General features: G+C 67.9%; 20 protein-coding genes. 6 read left to right on the top strand and 14 right to left on the bottom strand.

The features are described from left to right. Positions 1-43 precede the first annotated feature (43 nt). Genes L5G28_RS09930 through L5G28_RS09910 form a run of 5 tightly spaced genes read right to left on the bottom strand, consistent with a single transcriptional unit; the run spans position 44 to position 5,163 of the window. Positions 44-784: a MerR family transcriptional regulator gene (locus tag L5G28_RS09930; protein ID WP_237001398.1), complete on the bottom strand. Its 741-nt coding sequence runs from the start codon at positions 782-784 to the stop codon at positions 44-46. A 9-nt stretch (positions 785-793) separates the two neighbouring features. After that, positions 794-2,293 (bottom strand): flavin-containing monooxygenase, encoded by a 1,500-nt coding sequence (locus tag L5G28_RS09925; RefSeq protein ID WP_237001397.1) that lies wholly within the window; start codon positions 2,291-2,293, stop codon positions 794-796. Between the two features lie 12 nt (positions 2,294-2,305). Then, on the bottom strand, positions 2,306-3,229 hold the full coding sequence (locus tag L5G28_RS09920) for a ferritin-like domain-containing protein (RefSeq protein WP_237001396.1): 924 nt from the start codon (positions 3,227-3,229) through the stop codon (positions 2,306-2,308). 30 nt (positions 3,230-3,259) lie between these two features. Beyond that, positions 3,260-4,165: an SDR family NAD(P)-dependent oxidoreductase gene (locus L5G28_RS09915; protein ID WP_237001395.1), complete on the bottom strand. Its 906-nt coding sequence runs from the start codon at positions 4,163-4,165 to the stop codon at positions 3,260-3,262. Further along, positions 4,162-5,163 carry an alpha/beta hydrolase gene (locus L5G28_RS09910; protein ID WP_237001394.1) on the bottom strand — a complete coding sequence of 334 codons (1,002 nt, stop codon included), beginning with the start codon at positions 5,161-5,163 and terminating at the stop codon, positions 4,162-4,164. The genes L5G28_RS09915 and L5G28_RS09910 overlap by 4 nt, the downstream gene beginning before the upstream one ends. A gap of 146 nt (positions 5,164-5,309) precedes the next feature. On the opposite strand from L5G28_RS09910, the gene L5G28_RS09905 reads away from it, so the two are divergent. The 3 genes from L5G28_RS09905 (at position 5,310) to L5G28_RS09895 (ending at position 7,718) form a co-directional block, all read left to right on the top strand. Continuing rightward, positions 5,310-5,846, top strand: a complete 537-nt coding sequence (locus tag L5G28_RS09905; RefSeq protein WP_237001393.1) for a hypothetical protein — start codon at positions 5,310-5,312, stop codon at positions 5,844-5,846. Then, positions 5,843-7,102: a flotillin family protein gene (locus L5G28_RS09900; protein WP_237001392.1), complete on the top strand. Its 1,260-nt coding sequence runs from the start codon at positions 5,843-5,845 to the stop codon at positions 7,100-7,102. The genes L5G28_RS09905 and L5G28_RS09900 overlap by 4 nt, the downstream gene beginning before the upstream one ends. 154 nt (positions 7,103-7,256) lie before the next feature. After that, positions 7,257-7,718 carry a carboxymuconolactone decarboxylase family protein gene (locus tag L5G28_RS09895; protein ID WP_237001391.1) on the top strand — a complete coding sequence of 154 codons (462 nt, stop codon included), beginning with the start codon at positions 7,257-7,259 and terminating at the stop codon, positions 7,716-7,718. Between the two features lie 15 nt (positions 7,719-7,733). Here the strand turns inward: L5G28_RS09895 and L5G28_RS09890 are convergent, their stop codons facing one another. The 4 genes from L5G28_RS09890 to L5G28_RS09875 are packed head-to-tail and all read right to left on the bottom strand — an operon-like array spanning position 7,734 to position 10,383. Next, positions 7,734-8,069, bottom strand: coding sequence for a GNAT family N-acetyltransferase (locus tag L5G28_RS09890; protein ID WP_236996990.1), 336 nt, complete (start codon positions 8,067-8,069; stop codon positions 7,734-7,736). Beyond that, a complete protein-coding gene (locus tag L5G28_RS09885) occupies positions 8,062-9,051 on the bottom strand; it encodes a pirin family protein (protein ID WP_236996989.1) in 990 nt (329 codons plus the stop codon). The genes L5G28_RS09890 and L5G28_RS09885 overlap by 8 nt, the downstream gene beginning before the upstream one ends. Before the next feature lie 28 nt (positions 9,052-9,079). Next, entirely contained in the window at positions 9,080-9,709 is a 630-nt protein-coding gene (locus L5G28_RS09880; protein ID WP_237001390.1) for an LON peptidase substrate-binding domain-containing protein, read from the bottom strand. Next, a complete protein-coding gene (locus L5G28_RS09875) occupies positions 9,706-10,383 on the bottom strand; it encodes a VOC family protein (RefSeq protein WP_237001389.1) in 678 nt (225 codons plus the stop codon). Before L5G28_RS09875 ends, L5G28_RS09880 begins: the two co-directional genes overlap by 4 nt. A gap of 81 nt (positions 10,384-10,464) precedes the next feature. Between L5G28_RS09875 and L5G28_RS09870 the strand changes: the two genes are divergently transcribed. Both L5G28_RS09870 and L5G28_RS09865 read left to right on the top strand, forming a co-directional pair. Beyond that, complete coding sequence (locus tag L5G28_RS09870; protein ID WP_237001388.1) at positions 10,465-12,264, top strand: alpha/beta hydrolase; 1,800 nt, start codon at positions 10,465-10,467, stop codon at positions 12,262-12,264. Positions 12,265-12,319: 55 nt separating this feature from the next. Beyond that, entirely contained in the window at positions 12,320-13,177 is an 858-nt protein-coding gene (locus tag L5G28_RS09865; protein WP_236996985.1) for a crotonase/enoyl-CoA hydratase family protein, read from the top strand. A 137-nt stretch (positions 13,178-13,314) separates the two neighbouring features. Here the strand turns inward: L5G28_RS09865 and L5G28_RS09860 are convergent, their stop codons facing one another. After that, positions 13,315-13,770 (bottom strand): nitroreductase family deazaflavin-dependent oxidoreductase, encoded by a 456-nt coding sequence (locus L5G28_RS09860; protein ID WP_236996984.1) that lies wholly within the window; start codon positions 13,768-13,770, stop codon positions 13,315-13,317. Between the two features lie 4 nt (positions 13,771-13,774). Then, a complete protein-coding gene (gene htpG, locus L5G28_RS09855; RefSeq protein WP_237001559.1) occupies positions 13,775-15,652 on the bottom strand; it encodes a molecular chaperone HtpG in 1,878 nt (625 codons plus the stop codon). Between the two features lie 135 nt (positions 15,653-15,787). On the opposite strand from htpG, the gene L5G28_RS09850 reads away from it, so the two are divergent. After that, entirely contained in the window at positions 15,788-16,561 is a 774-nt protein-coding gene (locus L5G28_RS09850; protein ID WP_237001387.1) for a PIG-L family deacetylase, read from the top strand. 16 nt (positions 16,562-16,577) lie between these two features. Here L5G28_RS09850 and recD read toward each other — a convergent pair whose 3' ends face one another. From recD to recC, 3 genes are read right to left on the bottom strand one after another with little or no spacing between them, the layout of a single operon-like run. Then, complete coding sequence (gene recD, locus L5G28_RS09845) at positions 16,578-18,443, bottom strand: exodeoxyribonuclease V subunit alpha (RefSeq protein WP_237001386.1); 1,866 nt, start codon at positions 18,441-18,443, stop codon at positions 16,578-16,580. After that, on the bottom strand, positions 18,440-21,823 hold the full coding sequence (locus tag L5G28_RS09840) for a UvrD-helicase domain-containing protein (RefSeq protein WP_237001385.1): 3,384 nt from the start codon (positions 21,821-21,823) through the stop codon (positions 18,440-18,442). The genes recD and L5G28_RS09840 overlap by 4 nt, the downstream gene beginning before the upstream one ends. Continuing rightward, a complete protein-coding gene (recC, locus tag L5G28_RS09835) occupies positions 21,820-25,200 on the bottom strand; it encodes an exodeoxyribonuclease V subunit gamma (protein ID WP_237001384.1) in 3,381 nt (1,126 codons plus the stop codon). The genes L5G28_RS09840 and recC overlap by 4 nt, the downstream gene beginning before the upstream one ends. Between the last annotated feature and the right edge of the window lie 21 nt (positions 25,201-25,221).

The following is a 25,221-nucleotide window of genomic DNA, read 5'->3' as shown; positions in this document are numbered from 1 at the left end:
GAGTCGGACCCCTGACCAGCCGGGCGTCACTGACCAGCCGCGCCTACGGGCGGATCGGCCGGTCGGCCGTCTCCTCGTATTCGCGGAGTTGCTCGTCGAGCGCGGCATCGAGAGCACGGTCCAGCGCGGTGTACGCGTTGTCCGTGGCGGCCTGACGCATCGCTGCCAGGAGGTCGGTCACCCACGCGAGCTCGTCGGGCGTCCGCGGAACCCAGCCGACGCCTTCGCGGCGGATGAATTCGTCGTGGCCCGCACGCATCAGGACACGCACCGCGTCCGACAGTTTCTCGGTGAACTCGGCGTGTGTGCGAACGACCGCCTCGAACGGCATCCCGCGGTCGATCAGGGTCGCGAGGTTGTCGACGATTCGGGCGTCGACGGCTTCGACGTCGGTCGTACCGTCGATCCTGCGCACGATGCCCGCACGCACGAGTCGGTCGATCGTCGCGTCGTCGGCCGACCCCAGTTTCGCCGCCACCTCGCGCGTCGTCATCCGACGACGCGGCTCGCGCGACCAGTGTTCGCCGAGCACGTCCGGGAGCTCCAAGGCCTCACCAACCCGCGCACGAGGGTTCGTCAGGAACGTCGCGATGTGTTTGAGGTTGAAGCCCTTGCCGAGGAGGTCGTTGATCGCCCGAAGATTCGCCAGATGCCGTTCGGTGTAGATCGCCACTCGGCCGCGACGCAACGGCATCGGCAGCAGCCCGCGCTCCTGGTATCCGCGGATGTTCCGAGTCGTGGTGCCAGACTCCCGTGCGAGGTCGTCGATCCGGTACTCGGTCATCGGTCGAGCTTATCCCGACATGGCGGGCGCAGCGGCCCCGTGGGGAGCCGATTCATGCACGAGAATCCGATAATCGCGAAGATCCACGCGTGCCAACTGGTTGGTGAACTGCGTCGCGAAACCCGGGAACATGGTCGCGTTGAATCCGTCCTCGGTGAGGTACCAGCTCTGGCACCCGGAGTTCCAGGTGGTGGCGCCGAGCCGCTTCTGAATGTTGCGGTTGTACTCGGTCTGAACTTCGTCACGGACGTCGAGCGCCTTCCACCCATTCTGTTCGAGCGTTGCTATCGCCTCCGTCAGATACTCGATCTGCGCCTCCATGTAGACGAGCGCCGAGTTGTGCCCGGGCCCCGAGTTGGGACCGAACGTGATGTGGAGGTTCGGGTATCCGGCGACGTTCACACTGCGATACGCGTACGCGCCGCCCCGCCATTCGTCGGCGAGTATCCGGCCACCGATCCCGGAGACGGGGAACGGCGTCGACTGCTTGCCGACCTCGAAGCCGGTGGCGAACACGATGACGTCCGCCTGATGTTCGACGCCTTCGACCGTGCGGACGCCCTTCGGCGCGATGCGCGCGATCGGCCACGTGACGAGTCGGCAGTTGTCCGCTTGCAAAGCCGGATAGTAGTCGCTGGTCATCAAGAGTCGTTTGCATCCGGCCGAGAAATCGGGTGTCAGCTGTCGCCGTAGCCACGGGTCCTTGACCTGGAGGCGGAGGTTGAGCTTGCTCACCGCTTCGACGACACGCGTGAGCGGTGTGTCCCACACGACGCCGAGGGCGACCGACTCGTGACCCCAGAACCACGCGGCTCGCGCGAGCCGCTGCGCACCTGGGATCCGTCGATAGATGCTCTTCGCGAACTCGCCGGTCTCCATGTCCACGCGCGGGAGGACCCACCCGGGCGTTCGCTGGAAGACTTTCACCGACGCGGCCTGCCGCACCAGATGCGGGACGATCTGCACCGCGCTGGCTCCGGTGCCGATCACAGCGACCTTCTTACCGGTGAAGTCGTAGTCGTGATCCCATCGCGCGCTGTGGATTCGGTGTCCCTGGAAATCGTCGAGTCCGCGGATGCCCGGGAACGACGGGTTCGCGAGCGGTCCGGCCGCCATGATCACCGACCGTGCTTTCACCGCGCGCCGGCGGCCGGTGAAATTGACCGTCCACTCCCCCGCCGTCTCGTCATAGGAGAGCCCGCTCACCTCGCGGTTGAAGCGGATGTGGTCGGCGACCCCGAACTCGGCGACCATCGTGTCGATGTAGTCCAGGATCTCGGCACTGCCGGAGTAGGTGTGCGTCCATTCCGGATTCGGCGCGAAACTGTACGAGTACAGCTGGGACGGGATGTCGCACGCCGCTCCCGGATAGGTGTTGTCCCGCCACGTCCCGCCGACGCGTTGCCCGCGTTCGAAGACGACGAAGTCGTCGATCCCCTTCTGCTTCAACTTGATTGCGGCGCCGATCCCCGCGAATCCGGCTCCGATGACAGCTACTGCGATCGCCATGTGTCGCCTCTCTCAGGCTGCCGGTTCGTAGGTGAGTTCCTGCGACCAGGTGGGGGTCCGGTGGACGAGTTCGAACGGAATCTTGTCGGTGATCTTCACTAGTCCGTCCGCGACGAAGTGGTACGGGAGGTTGTCTCGGTTGATCACCCACGAGCCGTGCAACGAAACCAGCCGGAACATCGGGAGCCGGTTCACATACTTGCTGCGCTCGCCGACCGCACGGTACTTCTTCATCGCCGCGTAGAGCTTCTGCTCGTCGACTCCCATCGCGACGATGTTGTCGCGCATCTTGTTCAGCAACGGCATGTAGCTGAGGAATCCGATCATCAGCGACGGGTTGATCCAGCCGCCGACGAAGTCGGCGATCAGCTTGCGCACGTCCGCATGGCCCAGCATGTCCATCACCTCGTAGTCGACGGCGAGGTGCCGCGACTCGTCGGCGTTGATGTGGCGGAACACGTCCTGCGCGACGGGGTCCTTGACCTCGTCGGTGATGAACTTGATGAGCGCGCCGTCCAAGGCCACCTCGAGCATCGGGATCACCGTCCCGAGGAACGACAGGGACATGCCGTCGGAATGCTTGTCCAAGAAGTTGATGATCAACTGCACGTTGACGTTCGGCGATGGGATCTCGTCGCCGTCGAGCATCCCCCACCGACGCATCAGGGCCAGTTCGGCGTTCGCATGCTTCTGCTCCTCGGCGTGGAAGTGCTCGTAGATGCTCTTGAGCGTCGGGTTCGGAGCCTTCTTGGCCATCGCCGCGAAACCCCGCGCGCCGACATTCTCGATCCACATCAGGTCCGAGAGGAACGGCTTGAGCTTGGCCCAGAGTTCGGGTTCGATCAGTTCCGCGCCGGGGGCGTCCCAGTCGATGTCGGCGAGCGCCCACTGGCGATCCTTGATCATTGTGAGCATGCGGTCCATATCCATGGCCATGACGAGTCTCCTTCGATGCGTCTGAACAGGTCAGTGCTGGTCTGCGTATGCGGTGTCCGGTTGCGACGACGTGTCGGTGTGCTGCTCTTCGGGCAGCAGCCGGTTCAGCAGCCCGGCGCCCCAGGTGTAGGGCGTCGGGAAGTGGCGTTTGAGGTGCCAGATCACAGTGGCGTCGACCTGCGGCACCACGTAGAGCCTGCCGAGGTCGTTGGCGTCGAGCGTGGCCGCTGCGACGCTCTCCGGGGAATGCCCGGTCTTCTCCATGAGCCAGCCGGCCAGCCCTCGGCCGTTGTCGGTGATCCGGCCGTCGCGGGCGACGTTGGTCTTGACGAACGTCGGACACAGCACGGTGACGGCGACTCCGGTACCGCTCATCTCCGCCGACAGCGTCTCCGACACCGACATGACGCCTGCCTTGCCGACGTTGTACGGCCCCATCGTGGGGGCGGCCGCGAATCCGGCGGCCGACGCCACATTGATGATCCCGCCGCGACCCGCGCCGCGGACGAGCGGTGCGAATGTCTCGCACCCGTGGACCACTCCCCACAGGTTGATGCCGAGCGCCCAGTTCCAGTCGTCCATGCCGATCTCGCCAACCGGCAGGCCGCCGATGCCGACGCCGGCGTTGTTGATGACGAGGGTCGGCGGGCCGTCGAACTCGCGTCGTGCGACATCGGCGAGCGTGACGACGTCGTCGTGCACCGACACGTCGCAGACCTGTGCGAGGGCACGACCGCCGGCAGCGGTGATCAGGCGGACGGTCTCGCCGGCCCGGTCCGGGTCGATGTCCGCGCAGACGACGTGACCGCCCCGGGCTGCGAGTTCGAGGGCGAAGGCTCGTCCGATACCGCTGCCCGCACCGGTCACCACGGCGTTCGCGCCGTGGCTGCGTCGGTTTCGGACGAGGCCGGCCAGCAGTGAGTCGATGGCGGTCATGATGTCGCTCCTTGAACGGTCCGACGCGAATCCAGTGCGTCGGTGATGAAGTCGCGCACTCGGAGGAGTGCCGCGTCGGGTTCGGGCCCCAGCCGCGGCAGCGCCTGGAACACGTGCATCTGTCCGGGCCATATCTCGGTGGTGACCTCGCCGCCCTGAGCGGCGAAACAGGAGGCGAAGTGCCGTGCGTCGGCCTGCAACATCTCCGCGCCGCCTGCCTGCACGAGCACCGGTGGACAGTCGGCCGCAGCGGCGTAGTCGAGAGTCAGCCGACGGTCGCTCATGTCTGCACCGACCGTGTACAACTCGACGAGGCCGCGCGCATTGGCCGCGGTGATCATCGGATCGCGGCGGACACGTTCGCGCTGCGCCGCGAGCCCGAAGGTCAGGTCGATGACCGGGGAGAACAGAACGACGCCTGCAGGCAGCGTCTGCTGCGCGGCAGCACGATTCAAGATGAACGTCGAGGCGAGGTGGCCGCCGGCCGAGTCGCCTGCGACGACGATGTCCGACGGGTCGTACCCGCGGCCGACCAACCAGTCCCACCCCGCGTCGACGTCGTCGGCCGCAGCCGGGAAGCGGAACTCGGGGGCGAGCCGATAGTCGAGCACGAATACGGGCAGCGCGGTGATCGCCGACAGCCGCGCCGCGAAGCTCCGGTGCGTCGACGGTGAGCACATCATGTAGGCGCTGCCGTGCAGGAAATAGATGACGCGTCTGGACGCGCGATCGGCGCCGGGGCCGTACACCCACTCCCCGCGCACGGGTCCGTCTGGCCGGGTGCGCTCGTCGATCTTCTCGACGGTCGTGCCCGACGGCGTTGATCCGAACGCTCGCATGAGCGCGGCGATCGTCCGGCGCGACAGGCGGACCCCTGCGGCGTCGGTCCGGAGATGTCCGGTGAACGTTCCGACGCCGTATCTGGTGGCGACTGCGGCCAGCCGCGACCGCGTGGACGCTGTCGTGGGGACTCGCTGTGCGGTCCGCGTTTCAACCATGCCTGAATGTCACCACCAATCGTGCCAGTTGTCAATGGCACGATTGGTGGTGTCAGAGCCGGAGTGGACGGCGAACGCCCGAATGGCGTCGTTCACCCCGTGTGACAGAATGGAATCACGCCAAACACTGCAGAAACGGGGTGCCAGTGCTCGGAATCGTTCTTCTCGCCATAGGCCTGGTCGGCCTGTTCCTGACTCTCCTTTCGCTGATCGGCTTCGAGTTCGGTTCATTCGACATTCATCTCGGCGACTCGGGTGCAGGACTGGTATCCGTCGCGACCCCGTTTCTGACCGGCTTCGGTCTGCTGTCCGGTGGACTCATCGTCTTCGACATCACCGGCACGCCTCTCGCGTTGCTGTCCGGTGCGGTCGTCGGCATCCTGCTGGGCCTGGTGGCATTCGCGCTCCTCGGCTATCTCGTCGGTTCCGAGGAGGAACTGCCGTCCTACGACCTTGTCGGGTCGACGGTCCGCATCGTCGAACCCGTCGTGCAGGGCCGGTTCGGCACCGCCGAGGTCAGGACCCCGTTGGGCGCGCGACAGATCACCGTCACGTCCGATGAATCACTCGCCCACAACGAACACGCGGTCGTCGTCGACAAGATCGATGGGCGCGAGAGTTTCCACGTCTCGTCGATAACGTTCGGCGAGACCACCCACCCCGAAGGGAATGAACACCTATGACCGCGATCATCACGGCTGTAGCCGTCGTCGCCGTCCTGCTCGTCCTCGTCGTGCTCCTGCTCTTGTCGCGCTACCGCGTGCCCGGAGCCGAGGAGGCCTTCATCGTCACCGGCACCGGCAAGGGCCACCAGGGCAAGGTGTACCGCGGGACCGGTACGTTCGTCCTGCCCGTCGTACAGCGCGCGACGCGTGTCCAGCTGTCGTCGATCAAAGCCGATCTGGACACGTCGACGCCCGCCAACGACGGCATCGAGTTGAAGGTCCGCGGCGTCGCCGTGGTCAAGGTCGGCGACACCCCGGAGGACATCCTCAAGGCCGGTCCGCGTTTCGGCGACGACCTGAACCGCGTGAAGACTCTCGTCACCGAACAGCTGTCCGGTGAACTCCGTTCCATCGTCGGCACGATGACCGCCAAGAGCATCCTCGTCGACCGCCAGCAGCTCGTCGACCAGGTCGCGCAGTCGATCAAGGAGATCCTCGGGAACCAGGGCCTGCTCTTGGACAGCTTCTCGATCAACGACGTTCAGGACTCGGACGGCCAGTACTTCAGCGACCTCGCCGCCAAGGAGAGGTCCGATCAGGCCGCCATCGCCGCGCAGTCGCGCGCCGAGGCGCACCGGGTGGCCGAGCAGAGCCGCATCGCCAACGAGCAGGCGATCATCGAGCAGCAGCGCGAACTCGACATCCAACGTGAAGCCGCACGTCAGGCCACCGACCGCGCTGCGGCCGAAGCCGACGCCGTGCGTCCGCTCGTCGAAGCCGAGCGTCGCCGCATCCAGGTGGAGAAGGACAACGAGGTCGCCGAGCAGAGCGCACGCCTGCGCGACACCCAGCTCGACGCCGAGGTCCGTCGCCCCGCCGAAGCCGACCTGTACGCCGCGCAACAACGCGCCGAGGCCCGCAAGGCCGAGATCACCGCGGAGGCCGAAGCGAACGCGGCAGGCATCCGCATCACCGGTGAAGCCGAAGCGGAGGCTCTGGAGAAGCGCGCCGACGCGCTCGGCAAACTCGACAAGGTCGGTCAGCTCGAACTCGTCCTGAACAAGCTGCCCGAGATCGTCAGCGCTGCGTCGCAGCCGCTGGCCGACTCCAACATCACGCTGGTCGGCGATTCCGTCAGCCCGCTGACGCAGAGTGCCGGCACCGGCGTCGCGAGCACGCTCGAGGTGATCCGTTCGACCACCGGCATCGACGTCGCCTCGATGCTGGCCAACCTCGGCGAGTCGTCGGACGTCAACAAGTCGCTCGACGACTGAGTCTCCCGTCGGTCCAGTCCCCTGGCGGGTCCCGGACGAGAATCGCGTTGCACAACGGTCGTGCTGCGACCGTTGTGCAACGCGATCCCCAGGATGAGGGACAGGCCCGATGCGCACGAGACGTACGACGGGTTGAACGCACTACCCTGAACGCATGCCGACTCCCCGTGTGAAGCTCGACAAGCAGAATCCCGACATCTACAAACAGTTCGTCGCCACTTCCGTCGCGGTCGCCGCGGCCGCGGCCGCCGCCGGACTCGATCGACGCGTTGTCGAACTCGTCAACCTGCGATGCTCTCAGCTCAACGGGTGCGCCTTCTGCCTCAGCCTCCACCACGAGGACGCGATCACGGCCGGAGTCACCGAACAGCAGATCGCAGTGCTGCCCGCCTGGCGCGAAGCACCGTACCTGTACGACGATCAAACGAGGGCAGCTCTCGAACTGGCGGAGGCGGTGACCGAACTCCCTGGTCCCGGCGATGCGAACTGCGCCTACGAGCGTGCCGCGGACATCCTGGATGCGGCGCAGATCGCGGCCGTCACCTGGGCGTCGATAACCATGAACGCATTCAACCGGGTGTCGATCATGAGCGAGTACAACGTGCGCCCACGGTGACGGCGCGTCCGTGACCTACCGAGACTTCAGGAACGCGAAGATCTCGGGAGTCGGTTTGTCGACGATATCGCCCACCTCGTCGGCGTGCTTGTCCACATAGTGCGCGACGAGCGGGCACACGGCGACTACGCGCTGCCCCGCGGCACGAGTATCGGCCAGTGCGTCGCGTACCAGAGTCGAGCTCAGACCGCGGCCGGAGAACTCGTCGTCCAACTCAGTGTGTGGAAAGATGCGCTGCCGGTCACGGTCGACAAACTCGGTGAAGCCAGCGAGCTTCCCGTCGACGGTGATCTCGTATCGCCCGGCCTCATCGTTCCGGGCGACTGCGACCTGCTCAGTGGTCTCACTCATGGCGTGGTCTCCTTCTCGGCTTCAGCCGACTGGTGGGGAGCGGCGGTGCGGGAATCCGGTCATCGGGTTCCCAGCCACCCACTGATCCGAAACGCTGTGCGCCGCTCTCCCATTCCGTGCGGTAGGCGACGATCTCGTCGTGGTCGCGGCCGACGAAGTTCCACCACATGACGATGTCCTCGCCGAACGGGGTTCCACCGAGCAGAACGAGGCGAGCCGGGACGTCCGTTGGATTCTCCAGCGTCAACGTCGACGATCCGGGTCCGACGTAGGCAAGGCTTCCGTGTGAGATCTCGACGCCGGCGACGACGAGCCGTTCGGTGTCCAGGATCGCGCCGTGTTCGAATGTCGGATCCACCGCCAGGTCTGCCTTCGCGCGAGGCTCCAGGAGGATCTCGGCGCCGAGGAGCGGCGTCGCGGTGACAACCGGAGACCGCGAGCCCGCGAGCTCCCCGATGAACACCCGCATGCTTCCGACGGTCGTACCGTCGGCGGCCGTCAACGTCGTCGTGTCGGGTACGTGATGCTGGAATCCGTTCGGTTCGTCGCGTACGTCGTCGGGCAGCGCGAGCCACAACTGCAGACCGTGGAGGATGTCGGTGGAGTGGGTCGACACCTCGGAGTGGCTGATGCCGTGGCCCGCGGACATCAGGTTGATCTCGCCCGGGCGGACCATCGCGTTGACGCCTGCGCTGTCGCGGTGCTCGATCTCGCCCTCGAACAGCCAGCTCACGGTCTGCAGACCGGTGTGCGGATGCGGCAGCACACGCATCCCACCGCTGGTCGACACCGGCTCGGGGCCGTAGTGGTCGGCGAAGCACCACGCGCCGACCATCGAACGATCGCGAGTGGGCAACGTGCGTCGGACGAGCATCGCGCGGATGCCGCCGAGCGGCACCTCACGCGGGGTCACCACCTCGACCCCTGCCGACGCTGTTCCCGAGCAGCTGATCTCTTGGGGCCGACTCTCGATATTGCTCATGCCGCCGAGGATAGCGGCCGATGAGGGTTCAGGCCTGGAGTCGGAATCGGAGTGCGGCGATCAGATCGTCGACAGCCGAGACGATGTCGTCGACTCGTGACGCGGCGTCGGGCGCGGTCAGTGCGCGTTGCCGATCGGCGGCCCCGAGCGGCAGGTCCGAGGTCGCCCGGAAGCTCGCCTCCGTCGAGTCGAGCCCGGAGTAGTCGACGGGGTCGGCGAGCCACGACGCGGTCCGCCGGAGGTCGCGATCGCGACGGCCGCCCTGGCCGCACAGCAGTTGCAGCTGCGCTCGCCTCTCCATGAGCGCCGTCCAGTCTGGGTCCTCGCCGGGCGTGTCGGGGAGCCGCCGTGTCCGTGCGTTCGGATACGGCTTGTCCGGCAGCCATTCGTCGACGACGATCCGGTGGACGCCGACACAGAGCAACGAGTGTCGGCGGGGACCGGTCGGTGTCCAGTCGTCCACGCGGGCGAGCGTCCCCACGGCGGACCGGGTGTCGCCCCCGCCCACTTCGGAGCCGCGTTCGATGAGCACGACGCCGAACGTCGAGTCACCGGCGAGCACCTCGTCGAACATCGTCGCGTATCGCGGTTCGAACACGCGCAGCGGCACCTGCTCACCCGGCAGCAGCACCGACCCGAGGGGGAACATCGCGGTCATGACGGATCGTCGGACCTCGGTGACTGCTCGATGAGCAGTGTCGGCGTTCCCAGGACCCGTTCGCGGACGGTGCAGACGCGAGTCCCGGGTTTGCGGCCGACCCGCACCTCACTGGTGTCCAGCCCTGCTTCGACGAGTCGCTCCTGCTCGGCGTCGATGTCGTCGGTCAGCCATGCGATGCCGCCGAAAAGCTCGCGCTCAGCCATCGCCGGCCCGGCGACCACTTCGACGACGAGCGTCGACGTCCGGAAGAAGAGTTGCACCAATTCGTCTCCGAGCGGACGGACACGCCGCAGGCTCATCCCGAACCTGCCCGCGTACAACGCGATCGCGGCGTCCTCGTCGCGGTGGGTGAGAACGATGTGATCGAGCACCGGGCCATCCGGTCGCGGTCGAGTCGATTCGGTGACCCCGATCGACACCTCTCCAGTGGGCGACAGACCCCGGCGTGCGAGTTCCGCCCGTGCCCGGGCCTCGTCGGCGACGACGAAGTCGATCGACAGATCCGCGTCGGCGTCGCGCAGGAGGACAGTTCCGTTCGCCGCCGCCCATTCACCATCGGATACCGGAGCACCGAGCAGGATCTGGTAGGCGCGCGTCGAGGCCCGCTGGTCGGCGACGGGGATCCCCAGGCGGACGTCGGACACGCCGATCGGATCGTTCGAATTGCTCACGGCCCCATGGTTGCACACTGCTTGTGACCTGAAGTGCCCGTTCTGTCTCCGCTCCCCGTAGCGTTATGACCCTCGTACCGTATGACCAGCGTGCTCACCCGCACACTCACAGGAGGCGACGTGCCCGTTGACACCCAGGCTGTACCGGACGGCCCCGATCCTATCGAGGCGGGCCCAGGCGAGGCGGGTCCAGGCGAGGCAGACACAGTCGAGGCCGGAGCCGGGCGGTCCCGAGTCGCACGGTGGGCAGTGACGTACGGGTCGCGCCTGTCGTTCACCGGGGCGGTGATTGCGACCGTCTTCCTGTGGCTGTCGGCCACGCCGTCTCTTCTGCCGCGCGGACCGTTGTTCCAAGGTGTCGTGAGTGCGGGCGCTGCCGCCGTCGGATACATGATCGGTGTGTTCTTCGCCTGGCTGGCGCGCTACCTCGTCTCGCGCACGGAACCGTGGCCGCGGCCGCGCCGCATCGCGTGGGTCGCACTCGGCGCGATCGCTGCGATCGGGACCGCGGTGATGCTCTACTGGTACGCCCGGTGGCAGGACGAACTCCGCGATCTGATGGGTGTGGCGCGCCTGTCGTGGGGAGCATATCCGCAGATCCTGGTGATCGCACTGGTGGCGTTCGCGCTTCTGATCGCGGTCGGTCAGGCGTGGGGCGCGCTGGTCCGCATGTTGACGCGACGCTTGAGCAGGCATGTGCCGCCGCGGATCTCGGCGGCAGTGTCCGTCGCCGTGGTCGTGGTGCTCAGCATGGTGTTCGTCAACGACGTCGTCGCCAAGAACACCATGCAATTGCTCAATTCGACGTTCGCCGCCGTCAACGAGGAGTCGACCCCCGATTCGGAGCCGCCGACGTCACCGCTGCGGTCGGGCAGTCCCGAGTCGCTGGCGAGTTGGGAGAGTCTCGGCAGGATGGGGCGGGCGTTCGTCTCCACGGGGCCGTCCAGGGAGGAGATCAGCGAGTTCAACGGCTCCCCGGCCGAAGAGCCGATACGCGTCTACTCCGGAATCGAGTCGGCGCGCGACATCACCGCGGCCGCCGACCTGGCCGCGCGGGAACTGGTGCGGGCCGGCGGGCTCGACCGGAAGGTGATCGGTGTCGCGTCCACGACCGGGACCGGGTGGATCAACCGAGCGAATCCGGACTCACTCGAATACATGTACAACGGCGACACCGCCATGGTCTCGATGCAGTATTCGACGTTGCCGAGTTGGTTGTCGTTCCTCGTAGATCAGGAGCGCGCGCGAGAAGCAGGCCGCGCCCTCTTCGAAGCGGTCGACGAGGTGGTGCGCCGACTTCCCGAAGCAGAGCGCCCCAAGGTCGTCGTGTTCGGCGAGAGCCTCGGATCGTTCGCAGGCGAGTCGCCGTTCGGTTCCATACCGACGATGGCTGCTCGCACCGACGGCGTCCTTCTGACCGGGCCCACGTTCAGCAACACCTTGTGGCGGGACACGACGGACGATCGTGACGACGGCTCGCCGGAGTACCTCCCGGTGGTCGACGACGGCGAACGAGTTCGTTTCATCTCCGACGCATCCGATCTCGACGAGCCTGCGGGCCTGCCGTGGGCGAGCCCCCGCATCGTGTATCTGCAGCACGCGTCCGACCCGATCTCGTGGTGGTCCCCGGATCTGATCCTGTCCGAACCGGACTGGCTCGACGAACAGCGCGGCCCCGACGTCCTGGCCGCCACCCGGTGGATTCCGTTCGTCACGTTCCTACAGGTGGCCGCGGACATGGCCGTGTCCGTCGACGTCCCAGACGGCCACGGCCACAATTACCTCGCCGCGATCCCGAAGGCGTGGACGAAGATCCTGCAACCGGACGGTTGGACCGACGCAGACACCGACCGTCTGCTTCCCCGCCTGTCTCGCGACTGAGCTATCGGAGCGAGCTGACGAGGCATGACATCTACTAGCGAGTAACATACGAGGAATGAGCAACGAAGTGAGCGCAACCGATTACCGCGACAGCGACCAGTATCAGGCCTTCGACGTGGCCGTCGCCGACCACGTCGCCGAGGTGACGTTGATCGGACCCAACAAGGGCAACGCCATGGGCCCGGACTTCTGGTCTGAACTCGTCCCGCTGTTCAACGGCATCGACTCCGACCCGGACGTGCGGTCCGTCGTCGTCACCGGATCGGGCAAGCACTTCTCGTTCGGGCTGGACCTGCCCGCGATGAGCGGCGACTTCGGCCCCGTTCTGGGACCCGACGCAAAGGCCGGTCCCCGCACTGACTTCCACAACATGATCAAGCGCATGCAGACCGGCATCAACGCGGTCGCCGACTGTCGCAAGCCTGTCGTCGCCGCGATCTCCGGATGGTGCATCGGCGGCGGCGTCGACTTGATCACGGCCGCCGACATTCGAGTGGCGAGTGCCGACGCCAAGTTCAGCGTGCGTGAGGTCCGCGTTGCAATCGTCGCCGACATGGGCTCGCTGGCTCGTCTGCCGCGGATCATCGGCGACGGCCACATGCGCGAGCTCGCCCTGACCGGTAAGGACATCGACGCCGCACGCGCCGAGAAGATCGGCTTGGTCAACGACGTCTACGACGACCAGGACGCGGTGCTCGCCGCGGCCCGACAGATCGCCGCCGAGATCGCCGCCAACCCGCCGCTCGTCGTCCAGGGCGTCATGGACGTGCTCGACCATTCGCGTAGCGCCGCAGTCGACGACAGTCTCCGCTACGTCGCCGCGTGGAACGCCGCTTTTCTACCGAGCAACGACCTCACCGAAGCCATCACCTCGGTGTTCGAGAAGCGTCCGCCGCAGTTCAAGGGCGAATAAGCGCGAGCTGCCGAACCCGCCTGTGCCCTGGGCGCGAGTTTGTGCCCAGGGCATCGGTTTGTGCCGAGGCCCCGGACCTGAGCACAAACTCGTGCCCAGGGCGCAACCCCACCACGGCCCCGGTGACGCTCCGGGGCTCAGCCCGGCGACAGCCGGAAGACAGGGATGACGCGGGCGGTGCGCTGCTCGTACAGGTCGAAGTTCGGCCACACCGACCGCAGAGTCTCCCACGCGTCGGCGCGGGCGTCGCCGCTGAGCTCGACGGCGGCGAACTCCCGGCCGTCGATCGTGACCGAGCCCGCGCCCCGCACGTTGTACACCCAGGCGGGGGCCTTCGGGCCACCGAAGTACGAGCCGGCAATCAGCCAGTCGTCGCCCTCCGGAACCGCCAGCAGCGTGGTGGTCCGCGGTGCACCGCTCTTGCGCCCGACGACCGTCATCGTCACGCTCGGGAGCCCCGCGATCCACAACAGATCGCGGCGTCCACCGCTCGCCTTCTGGATCAGTCCGTCCGTCTTCACGATGGTCGGCAGAAGCTTCGGCATCCATGAGATGGACCCGATCTTGATGGCGAGCGGTGTCAGCAATCCCACGATGTCAGCCCAACGACTCGGTGAGTTGATCGGCGATCAGCCGAGCGACCGACGCCGGATCCTGCAGCTCGCCGCCCTCGGCCAACACCGCCGAGGCATAGACGAGCGACGCGGCCGAATCGAGGCCCGCCCGTTCCTCCGACGCGGCCGCCTTCTCGAGCAGACGCGTGACCAGCGCATGATTCGGATTCAACTCCAGAATTCGCTTACTGTGCGGGACCGGCTGGCCGGACGCACGGTAGAGCTTCTCCAACTGCGGCGTCATCGAGAACTCGTCCCCGACGAGGCAGGCGGCCGAGTCGGTCAGGCGAGACGTGAGCCGCACCGACGAGACCTCGTCGGCGAGAGACTCGCCCAACCAGTCGAGCAGCGGTTTGAACTCCTCGTTCTGCGCGTCGTCGATCTTGTCGGCGTCATCGCCTTCCAGATCGACGACGCCCTTCGCGACCGACACCAGCTTCGTGCCGTCGAACTCGCCGACGGTCCCGACCCACACCTCGTCCACCGGGTCGGACAGGAGCAGCACCTCGATCCCCTTGGCGCGGAACGCTTCCAGGTGGGGGCTCGACTCGATCTGAGTGCGCGACTCGCCGGTCATGTAGTAGATGACGTCCTGGCCGTCGGCCATCCGGGTCACGTAGTCGGCGAGGCGCGTCTGCTCGGTTTCTGACTGCGTCGACGCGAACATCGACGCCTTGAGGATGGCCTGCGCGTTGTCGGCGTCGTTGACCAGGCCTTCCTTGAAGGCGCGGCCGAAGTTCTCCCAGAACGTCTTGTAATCGTCGGGCCGGGTGTCGGCGATCTCCTGGACGGTGGAGATGACCTTCTTGACGAGGCGACGACGGATGGCGCGGATCTGCCTGTCCTGCTGCAGAATCTCACGAGACACGTTCAACGACAGGTCGGCGGCGTCCACCACGCCCTGCACCCACCGCAGGTACTCGGGCATCAGTTCGTCTGCGTCGTCCATGATGAACACGCGCTTGACGTACAGGTGGATGCCGCTGGACCGTTCGCGCATGAACAGGTCGAACGGTGCCTGCGTCGGAATGAACAGCAGCGCTTGATATTCGAAGGTGCCTTCGGCGTGCAGGGAGATCGTCTCGAGCGGTTCGTCCCACGCGTGCGAGACGTGCCGGTAGAAGTCGGCGTACTCCTCGTCGCTGACCTCACTCTTACTCTTGGACCACAGCGCCTTCTGCGAGTTCAACGTCTCGTCGACGGGCTCGGCCGGTTCCGGCGTGTCGTCGCCGTCAGTCGGCTCGGTCGGCTCGGTCGGCTCGGGTGCCTCGCTCAGCATCCGGATCGGCCACGCGATGAAGTCCGAGTACTTCTTCACCAGCTGCCGCAGCACGAAGCGATCGGTGTAGTCGTTGACCGCGTTCTCCTCGTCGACCGGGCTCAACGCGAGGGTGATGCTCGTCCCCTGCGGCGCGTCGTCGACGTCGTCGATCGTGTAGGTGCCGTCGCCGGTCGACGACCAGCGGGTGCCGACGCTCTCGCCGGCCTTACGCGTCACCAGGGTGACTTCGTCGGCGACCATGAACGTCGAGTAGAAACCGACGCCGAACTGTCCGATGAGTTCCTCCGACGCCGCCTTGTCAGCTTCGGCGAGGGTACGGCGCAGTTCCGCCGTCCCCGACTTGGCGACCGTGCCGATGAGGTCGATCACCTCGTCGCGCGACATGCCGATACCGTTGTCGGAAATCGTCAGCGTGCACGCCTGCGCGTCCGGCGTCAATCGGATGTGAAGGTCGGAGATATCAGCACCGAGGTCCTTGTCGGTCAACCCCTCGATTCGCAGTTTGTCGAGCGCGTCCGACGCGTTCGAGATCAGCTCCCGCAGGAAGCTGTCTTTGTTCGAATAGATCGAATGGACCATCAGGTCGAGCAGTTGGCGTGCCTCCGCCTGAAACTCGTGTACCTGTGACGACAACGCTGTTCTCCTCTCTCGGCCCGAAATGGGGCCAGTACCGCCGATCGGCAGATCCGAGTTTACCTTCGACCTGCGCGTACGATGGACGCTGTGTCCGACATAGTCCGCGCAGTGTTCGTCCACGCCCACCCCGACGACGAGTCACTGTGGACCGGTGGTGCGATAGCCGCGCACATTGCGCGCGGAGGCGACGCCGACCTGATCACCGCCACATGGGCTCCGGGAACCCACCGTCACCGCGAGCTGCTCGACGCGGCACGCGAACTCGGTCTACCGCGCCCGCCGATCACCCTCGGGTACGCCGACAGCATGGTGCCCGAGTCCGCACCCGATGCGCCGTCGGTGCTCGAGGTTCCATTCGATGAGCAGGTCGCGCTTCTCGTCGCACAGATCCGCCTGCTCCGACCCCAGATACTCGTCACCTACGACGCCTTCGGCATCTACGGCCATCCGGACCACATCCACGTCAACCGACTCGTGTGCGCGGCGGCCGATGCCGCACCGCTCGTGCACTACCGGCCCGAGAGCGGCCAGCCGTGGCAGGTGAAGTCGTTGTACTTCGCAACGATCCCGGTGACCGTCGTCAACCTTCTACGCCCCTACCTGCCCGACGAACGACACCTGCCGATCATCGGAACCCCCGATGCCGACATCGACCTGGTCCTCGACGTCCAATCCCAGCTGGGCGCCAAGATCCGCGCAATCTACTCCCACAAGACGGAGATGAAACGCAGCGCCTCCATGCGCAACTTCGCCTCCGTGCCCGCCGATCCGCAACGCCAGTTCCTCGGGCGGGAGGCGTACACACGTCGCGACCTCGTGCCCGGCGGCGCAGAGCTGGCGCCGGAAGCCTAGGGTCCGGCGGGAACGCCTAAGCGCCGACCTCGCGCAGCTGGGTGCGGAGGCCGCTGGCGCGGGCGACGCGGCGACCGACAGCGGCGCGCAGTGCGTCAGGTGTGCCGACGATCCGCACCCGGTCGCGAGCACGGGTGATCGCGGTGTAGAGCAGTTCGCGCGTCAACAGCTCGGCGTCCGCGGGCGGCAGGACGACAGTGACCTCCGAGAACTGACTCCCCTGGCTGCGGTGAATCGTCATCGCATACACCGGAACGACGTCGCCCAATTGGCTCGGGTGAAGCTTCTTCACATCGTCGCCCCGCTCGAACACCGCGGCGAGCGAATCGCCATCGGCGATCACCACGCCGGAGTCGCCGTTGTACACGCCTTGTGCACGGTCGTTCGCGGTCACCAGCAGCGGTTCCCCGGCGTACCAATCCCCATTCGACGACACCCCGCCGAGTTCCTCGGTCGTCCATCCCAGGATCCGCCGCGACCAGCCGGCCACCCCGAACCGACCGTCGCGGTGCGCGCACAGCACCCGGTGCGACCTCAGCGCGGCGACCGCGGCCGCCGCGTCCCCCGTCCTGGCGGCCGCACGCAGATCACGCGCCCAACCGACGAGACTCGACCGCACTCCGTCGATGTCGGCCGGGTCGACGAGTGTCACCGTCGGGTCATCTCCCGGCTCGCCGTCTCCCGCCCGGCGTTCGCCTGCGACCAGTTCGAGCACGCGGTCCGCGTCGCCCGCGTTGACGGCTTCGGCGACGTCACCGATCCGGTTGCCGAACCGGTGGCCGCGCCGCAATGTGATCACGCCGTGCGCGAGAGCCGTCCGCTCGGAGTCAGTGAAGTCTCCGTCGTCGATCGACGCCGCCTCCCGGAACGCTGCGGACAGTTCGGCGGCCTCGGTCACCTCGACGCCTCGGTCGACGAGATCGGCCAGGACGGCGCCTGCCTCGACCGACACGAGTTGGTGCGGGTCGCCCACCAGGATCAGGCGGGTGTCACTGCGCAACGACTCCAGCAGACGGCACATCATGGTCACCGGCAGCATCGACGTCTCGTCGACGACGACGACGTCGAACGGGAGCCGATTGCCCGCCCCGCGCACGAACGTGCCGTCCGGACGGGAACCGAGAAGGCGGTGGACCGTGACCGCCTTCGGGTCACTGTGCAGCCTGCGGTGCGTCTGACTGTACTCGCCGATCACCGTCTGCAGCTGGGCGGCGGCACGCCCGGTCGGCGCGCAGAGTCCGATCCGCACATCGTCACCGAGCAACGTCTCCATCATCGCGAGTATCCGCGCGACGGTGTACGTCTTTCCGGTCCCTGGTCCGCCCGCGAGCACCGTCGTCCAGCTCGTCGCGGCGAGCGCAGCCGCCGCCCGCTGCCGGTCGTAGCCGGAGTCCTCGGTGGCACCGAAGGACGCTTCGATCGCGCCGCCAACCGCGGCCGCGTCCACTTCGGGTCGACCGGACGCCCGCGCGTCCAGAATCCGTCGGACGCTCTGCTCCTGTCGGAAGTACTTGCGCAGGTACAGGAGCGGGCCGTCCGCCGACTCGGCGAGCGCGAGCGGCTGCAACGGCCCGGTCGGGGCACCCGTCACCAATTCCGACGCGGCGAGCGCGCGGACCATCCGGTCGACCGGCGGCCACGGCAGCGCGCGCGCCTCGTCGTCGCCGCGGTCTGCGATGGTCTCGGTGATTCGGTCGAGCTGAACGCACGTCGACCCGGTGCGCACCGCGCGAACGGCCAACGCCGTCGCGAGCAGCACGTCGTCGGCCACCGTCGTCCCGGACAGCGCGGCCACCCGCCGTGCCACATGAACGTCGGACGCGGTCAGCACGCCTGCCGCGTTGAACGATGCGAGGATCCCGTCCTCGGAGGCGACGATCATGCCCGATCCTCCTTCTCTCCGGCCAGGAGCTTGCTCATGGCGACGACGAGGCCCGGCGACATCGTCCACTCGAACACGCCACAGCCGGGCGGCGTCGATGGCCCGGCCATGCCACGCACGAAGTGGTATTGGACCGGGCCCAGATGTTCGGCCGGACGGTAGCCAGGTAGCCGACTCGTCAGATACCGATGCAATGCGACCGAGTACAGGAGCGCCTGCAGTGGGTAGTGCGCGCTCATCATCTCCTGCGCCATCGCGTCGCGGCCGAAGTCTTCGACGGCGAGATCGCCCGGCCGCAAGCGGTTCGTCTTGTAGTCGACCACTACGAACCGCCCCTCCGGCGTCCGCAGGACCGAATCGATGCTGCCGGTGAGGAAGCCGCGGAAGCGGTCGCCGGAGACCGTGCGGACCAGGTCCGCGTACGGCGCGAGCAGATCGTCGGCGGGCAGGTGCCGCGCCAACAGGTCGCCGACCGCGTCGAGGCCGAAACCGCCGTCGACCGACGACAGCGGCAGCTCGAAATCCATCTCGGCGAGACGGTCCCGGGGCCCGATGCTCCACAGGTCCCCGAAACCGAGCGGGGTGGTCAACACGGCGACGAGTGCCGCGGCCAGCACATCGACGTCGATGTCGACGCCGCGCCTGGCCGCGCCGGCGACGGTGAGTTCGTGGACGTGTACGTCGATGTCGGCGACCGAGGTGTCGACGTGTTCGAGGACCTCGTGCACCAGGGTGCCGAAACCGGCGCCGAACGGGAGCCCGTTCATCGGAGACGGCGTGCCGATCGCCGAATCCGTCCCACTGCCCGACGGGTCTGCGTCGCCGACTGTCGGATCCGGTCCGTCTGCGGGCTCGTCGGACCGCTCGTCGACGTCCGGTTCGCTGCCGGTGCCGATCACGCCGGTCCCGGCGTCCGGGTGGGCCGCCGCGTGCGCCGCCGCCACGATCGCCGAATACGAGGTACGGCGCCATCCGTCGTCGATCCGTCGGGTGAACCGGGCGACGGCGAGTGTGGGCGCCGGCCCCGTGTCGGCGGCGCGCGGCGCACGCCCTCCGCCGTGCCTGCCCGCCGGCTCGACGACGATCGACCGGTCCACCGCGGCGACCTGCCGGAGAACCCCGACGCAGTCGATGTCCTCGGCCGGGACAGACACGGTGTCCGGGATCGGCGAGTTCCCGCCGTCGCGCGCGGCGATCTGTCGTTCTCCGACGGTGAACAACAGACGATGCAACGCGCCGCGCGGCGTCGTCGTGCTCGGCGCCCACCACAACACGAGCTGGGAACGCGCACGGGTCGCCGCGACGTAGAGCAGCCGCAGGTCCTCGCCCGCGCTCTCGGACCGCGCTCGGCCGTCGCGCCGGGCGTACCCGCGTGCCTGTTTGCCCGCCACGTCGAGATACCGTTCGTCGTCGTCCTCGTGATAGACGAAGGTCGCGGGATTGACGCGGGTCGCGCCGTCCCAGCCGAACGGCACGTAGACGATCGGGAACTCGAGCCCCTTGCTCGCGTGAACCGTCATGATCTGGACCGCCGCGGTGTCCCGGTCCAGACGTCGGGTGGCGTCGCCGCGCCCGGACCACTGAGAGCGGCCCGCGACCTGCTCGCCGAGCCAGTCGACGATCGACGACAGCCCGCTGCCGGTGTCGGCGACGCGCCTGTTGCACACGTCGGCGACCTGCCGGACGTCGGTGAGCAGCCGTTCGCCGCCTGCGGACCCGAGGATCCGCTGCGCAGTGTCGAACTCGTCGAACAGTCGGGCGGCCATCGCCGCGAACCCGCCGTCGACGAATACGCGGCCGAGTTCGCCGAACTGGCCTGCCAAGGTCCCGATGCCGGTGTCCCCCTGTGATTCCAAGCTCTCGGCGGTGTGACCGATGAGGGGGGTCAACGCGGCGAGCCGCACCCGCGGTTGCCGCGACGGATGGTCGATCGCGGTCAATACGTGCCACCAGTGGCGCGCCGCGTCGGTCGCGAACACCGAGGTGCCCGAGGTGACGACCGACGCGACGTCCCGCTCGGACAGCTTCCGTTGCAGCGGCTCGATCGTCCGGTTGGCGCGCAACAGCACCGCGATGTCGCCGGGCTCCACTCGCCGTGTCCGTCCGTCGACGTCGATCGTGGTGTCGGACGCGAGGAGTGCGGCGATGTCGGCCGCGACGTCGTCGATCACGTTCTCCCGCACCTGCGCGACGCGCGGGGTGGTCCCATCCTTCGTGAAGTCGGTGAACTGGTTCTTCGTGAACCCGCGGATGCGGACGGCGGGCGCACCGTGGATGCGGCTGCCCGCGTGATGCGCCTGCACCGGGTGGAACGCGATGTCGCGGTGCCCGAACGTCGCGCCGCCGAACAACACGCCGAGACCGTCGACGACCGACTCGTCGGACCGGCGGTTCACAGTCAGGAGACGACGGTCCTCGGCCGTTTCGACGGCGTTCAGATAGCTGAGCACTTCGGCGCCGCGAAACGCGTAGATCGACTGTTTGGGGTCGCCGACCAGGACCAACGGCAGATGCCCGTGAAAGCAGCGGCGGACGATTTCCCACTGCTGCGGGTCGGTGTCCTGGAATTCGTCGATCAGGACGACCTCGAAGTGGTCGCGGATGCGCGCGCACGCGAGTTCGCCGATGTCCGGGTCGGTGACGATCTCGAACAGCGTGTTCTGCAGGTCGTCGTAGGTGCGGAGCCGCGCGCGGCGTTTGCGCCGCTGGGTCTGCCGACGTACGTGTTCGGCCATCCGCACACGCAGGTCCGACTCGTCGGTCCGCTCGTCGTCGCGGGTGGGCGCGAGGATCGCGTTCGCGTTCCGGACCGCGGCGCGCGCGATCTCCACCGACTCGTCGAAGCCCGGAGCGTCGTCGGGGTCGCCGGCGAACCGGGCCAGGTAGGCGTCGCGGGCCACGTCGTCGACGATGTCGTCGACGTCCTCCACGATCGGATACTGCTGTTCGCGGCCGCCGAGGAAGCCGAGCGCCGCCAGCATGCGGTTGCAGAAGGTGTGCGTCGTCGCCACCGTCGCCGCGTCGAAGTCCGACAGCGCCGCGACGAGACGCCGCCGTCGAACCGCCACCTCGTCGTCGGGGGCGTCGAACAGCCAGGCGACCAGATCGTCCTCGAGTGTCCGGTCGTCCGCGCGCTCACCGCCGGCGGGGAAGGCGGCCAGGCATTCGGTGAGCCGGGTTCGCATCCGGTCGCGGAGTTCGGCGGAGGCCGCGTTCGAGAACGTCGCCATCAGGAGTCTCGAGGCCGGTACGCCTTCGGCGATGTGACGGACGGCGACCGACACGATCGCGTACGTCTTACCGGTGCCGGCGCTGGCCTCCAGGACGGTGGTGCCGCGCGGTAGCGGCGCCCGTAGGTCGAAGGCGGTCGGCGCGGTCATCGGTCCTCCTCGTTGCGTCGGAGCGGCCCGAACACGGCAGCGGCCAAACGCACGTACATCGGCGTCGTAGGCGTTCCCGGCAGCCATTGCTCGACGCTGCTCAACGCCGACGGATCCGGTAGGGAGACGCACAATTCGTCGAAGCTCACATGTGCACCGGGGTCGCCGTGGAACACCAGACCGGCGTACCGGTTCGGATCGCTGTACGACGAGCGGTACGCCCACGACGCGCGGTTCATGGCGCGTCGCTCGTTGCCGGCTCTGTCGAACTCGGCCGCCGCGGCCTCGGCGGCCTCCAACGTCAGCCCTATCGGCGCGGTCAGACCGGCGTCGCGAATCGCGACCAGGACCGCGAGGATCTCGCTCGCGTCGCGGGGCGCGGCCAGTCTGCTCATGCGGGCGGACGGGCGGAAGCCGCCCGCGCCGCCGACGACCACGGCTTCGGGGTCGACGACCGCCCCGGACGCGGCCATCGCCAGCACCCGGATCCACGCGGCGAGACGATGTTTGGCGCCGAGCCGCGAATAGCTGACCGGGACCAGGCGCCCGTCGAACACGTCGCCGACCGTCCCGTAGAGCCGTCGTCCGCCCGGCAGGTCGACGCGGACGTCGACGGCGTCGGCCGAATCAGACCGGTAGCCGTGCGCTGCGGTCGCGACGGCTTGGGCCTTGTCGCGGACGGGTCCGAACACCGCGGTGCCGAACGCGAACGGCGGCAGAGTGCCGCGACGGAGTTCGGCGCCTTGTGCCGCGACGGGGTCTCGCCCGTCGAGCAGCGCCTGCAGATACCGGTTGCCGACCCCCCACTTCTCAAGCCCGTCCAGCGAGACCGCGAGTTGGTCTGGGTACTCTTCGGCCTCCTCCGGGATGCCGAGCCCGAGGCGTTGGCGGGCGAAGCCCTCCACCGGCGCGGACAGGAAGGCGATCAGTTCGTCAAGGTCGACGTCGCTGAGTGCGGGCGGGCCCGGCCGCGCGTCGGAGACCCGCGGCAGCGCCGGGGCAGGCAGCTCCGATCTGGTCGCGTCCCGTAGCGCGCTGGCACCCGACAGGAGCGTCGGGTCGAAGCTCAGCGGTCCGCGGCCGTCAGCGTCCACGAAGTTCCGCTCGTCGAACGCGTGCAGTGTATGCCGGTGCACCACCGGCGACTCCGCGTCTGACTCACGGGAGTCGTGGCCGACGACGACGTCGACGGCGTCGAGGAGTTCGCTGACGACGACGGCGGGCGGCAGTCGGGTTCCGGTCAGCGGGTCGGCGCCCGTGTAGAAGACGAGCAGGTGCTCACCGGCTGCGCACACTGCGTCCAAGAAGGTCTGGCGGTCCTCGTCCCGCCGGTCCCGTTCCCCGACAAGCGGGCGCACGGCGAGCGCGTCGTCACCGTCGAGGGCGCCCGGACGGGGGTAGACGCCGGTGTCCATGCCGAGCAGGGCGACCACCCGGTGCGGCACCGATCTCATCGGCACCATCGAGCACACGGTGAGCTCGCCGGTGCAGAAGTTCGACCTCGTCGGCCGGGCCGCCACCAGTCCCGCGATGAGGTCGCGCACGTCGCCGAGTTCGAGTTCGGTGCCTGCTCCGTCGTCGTCGACGGTGAGCGCGTCGCCGATCATCCCGACCGCTTGGGCGCGCTGCCATTCGCCATCGTCGGTGACATCGGTCAATGCGTCGACCGCGCCGTTCAGCAGGTCGGCCCAGTCGCCGATGGTGTGCCGGTCGGCGACGGCGCTGACGATCGTCGCGAGGCGGTCGCACAGTTCGGCGAAACGTCCCACGAGGTCGGTGTCGGTGGAGTCGATCCCCGCGAGCGGCAGCGCGGTGGCCAGCCACTCGTTCTCGGACTCTTCGGCGACGACGCCCAACAGCATCCGATCCAGGCCGGTCGCGACGGTGCCCTGCGGGAAGCCGCCAAGGCCGAACCGTTCGCGCTGTGTCGAATCGAGCCCCCACCGGACACCGGATCTGCGGATCCAGCCCGCGAGGGAGTCGATGTCGGCGTCGGTGAATCCGAAACGTGCCCGCACCGGCGGCGAGGACGCGAGGTCGAGGAGTTCGCCGGACCGGACGCGACCGGCGGCGAGGTCGAGGGTCCGTGCCACGACGTCGAGGACCGCATTGGACTCGCGGAGCCCGCGGTCGGCGAGTCGGACGCGCAGCTTGTATGCGGGATGGTGCATCCCGGTCTGACCGAACGCGCCGCGGATGAGCGGTGCATACGATTCGACGTCCGGGCACATGACGAGCACGTCGCGGGGTTCGAGAGTCGGATCGTCGGCGAACAGGTGCAGCAGACTGTCCCGCAACACTTCGACTTGCCGCTCGGGTCCGTGGCAGGCGTGCACTTGGACCGACTCGTCCGGCGGTGTCGTCATCGGAGCGAGGCGGTCGTCACGGAGTCCGTCCTGCAGCGCGCCCAACACGGTGTCCGGGCGCGGACTCCCGTCGTGGTGCACGTCGTCGCCGATCGACGGCGCCAGTGTCTCCTGCATCTCCTGAACGTCTCGGGAGAGCGCGGCGAGCAGAGGGTGGCCGGCTGCGGCCCCGTCCCGCGTCTCGCGTGCGAGCCGTAGCCCCGGCCGATTCGGACCAGCCGACTGCTGCCCCGAACTGCTCTTGGCGATCGTGCGCCACAGCGCGTCCGACGGGTGCGGGAGGTACAGCGAGACGTCCCGGTGGACGGCGAGCGCGTCCAGCACCGCGTGCAGGGTCTGCGGGATGCGAGTCGGCCCGAACAGGGACAGCCGTTCGGGGAAGTCGACGACGCCCGGGTCTTCGCGTAGACGCTCGGTGAGTCCGGCCAGGTCTTCCGCCGGATGCGGGCGCCCCACCTGTTCTCGGACCAGGCGCCAGAACCACGGTTGCCACCGCAGGTGGGGAGCGAGCTCGGCGCCCGCGCCATCCGTGTCGCGGCCTGCGGCCCAGTCGGCGATCATCGACGGCCGCTGCCAGCCGTATGCGCCGAACAGGCCGGCGATGGTCGCGGCGGTCGAGAAGCGTCTGCCGCGTCGTAGGTCCGCTCGTTCGGCGTCGCCGGTGACTCCGATGTGCGCGGCGAGCACCGCCAGGCGCTCGTCGCCGATGTGCTCGTCGAGGACCCGCAGGACGGGCCACCTCAGCCGATCGGCGTACCAGGCCTGTGCCTCGTCGGGGTCGTCGGCGAGGACGGCGGTCGCCTGCCGGAGCAGTGACGACGGCGAATCGAACGCGATGTTGGCTGCGATCCCCAACCGCAGCGACAACTGTTGCCCCAGCCATCTCTCCACGCCGCGCTCGGGAACGGCGATCACCTCGGTCGCCATCGGATCGGCCAGCGGGGTGGTGAGGACGTCGGCCAGCACCGCCACCAGAGTGTCGGCCCGCTCGGCACGGTGCACCGTCAACATGTCAGCTCCTCCCCGCCTGTC

This window comes from Gordonia liuliyuniae (assembly GCF_021739025.1).
In the GTDB taxonomy this organism is placed as follows: Bacteria; Actinomycetota; Actinomycetes; order Mycobacteriales; family Mycobacteriaceae; genus Gordonia; species Gordonia liuliyuniae.
Note: the sequence above shows the minus strand (reverse complement) of the source record. Positions and strands in the feature narration are given on the sequence as shown.

What these genes read in the sequence shown, in the direction of transcription:
- L5G28_RS09930 (WP_237001398.1), bottom strand. Translation starts at nt 784, where the DNA reads ATGACCGAGTACCGGATCGACGACCTCGCACGGGAGTCTGGCACCACG.
- L5G28_RS09925 (WP_237001397.1), bottom strand. Translation starts at nt 2,293, where the DNA reads ATGGCGATCGCAGTAGCTGTCATCGGAGCCGGATTCGCGGGGATCGGC.
- L5G28_RS09920 (WP_237001396.1), bottom strand. Translation starts at nt 3,229, where the DNA reads ATGGCCATGGATATGGACCGCATGCTCACAATGATCAAGGATCGCCAG.
- L5G28_RS09915 (WP_237001395.1), bottom strand. Translation starts at nt 4,165, where the DNA reads ATGACCGCCATCGACTCACTGCTGGCCGGCCTCGTCCGAAACCGACGC.
- L5G28_RS09910 (WP_237001394.1), bottom strand. Translation starts at nt 5,163, where the DNA reads ATGGTTGAAACGCGGACCGCACAGCGAGTCCCCACGACAGCGTCCACG.
- L5G28_RS09900 (WP_237001392.1), top strand. Translation starts at nt 5,843, where the DNA reads ATGACCGCGATCATCACGGCTGTAGCCGTCGTCGCCGTCCTGCTCGTC.
- L5G28_RS09895 (WP_237001391.1), top strand. Translation starts at nt 7,257, where the DNA reads ATGCCGACTCCCCGTGTGAAGCTCGACAAGCAGAATCCCGACATCTAC.
- L5G28_RS09890 (WP_236996990.1), bottom strand. Translation starts at nt 8,069, where the DNA reads ATGAGTGAGACCACTGAGCAGGTCGCAGTCGCCCGGAACGATGAGGCC.
- L5G28_RS09885 (WP_236996989.1), bottom strand. Translation starts at nt 9,051, where the DNA reads ATGAGCAATATCGAGAGTCGGCCCCAAGAGATCAGCTGCTCGGGAACA.
- L5G28_RS09880 (WP_237001390.1), bottom strand. Translation starts at nt 9,709, where the DNA reads ATGACCGCGATGTTCCCCCTCGGGTCGGTGCTGCTGCCGGGTGAGCAG.
- L5G28_RS09870 (WP_237001388.1), top strand. Translation starts at nt 10,465, where the DNA reads ATGACCAGCGTGCTCACCCGCACACTCACAGGAGGCGACGTGCCCGTT.
- L5G28_RS09865 (WP_236996985.1), top strand. Translation starts at nt 12,320, where the DNA reads ATGAGCAACGAAGTGAGCGCAACCGATTACCGCGACAGCGACCAGTAT.
- htpG (WP_237001559.1), bottom strand. Translation starts at nt 15,652, where the DNA reads ATGGTCCATTCGATCTATTCGAACAAAGACAGCTTCCTGCGGGAGCTG.
- L5G28_RS09850 (WP_237001387.1), top strand. Translation starts at nt 15,788, where the DNA reads ATGGACGCTGTGTCCGACATAGTCCGCGCAGTGTTCGTCCACGCCCAC.
- recD (WP_237001386.1), bottom strand. Translation starts at nt 18,443, where the DNA reads ATGATCGTCGCCTCCGAGGACGGGATCCTCGCATCGTTCAACGCGGCA.
- L5G28_RS09840 (WP_237001385.1), bottom strand. Translation starts at nt 21,823, where the DNA reads ATGACCGCGCCGACCGCCTTCGACCTACGGGCGCCGCTACCGCGCGGC.
- recC (WP_237001384.1), bottom strand. Translation starts at nt 25,200, where the DNA reads ATGTTGACGGTGCACCGTGCCGAGCGGGCCGACACTCTGGTGGCGGTG.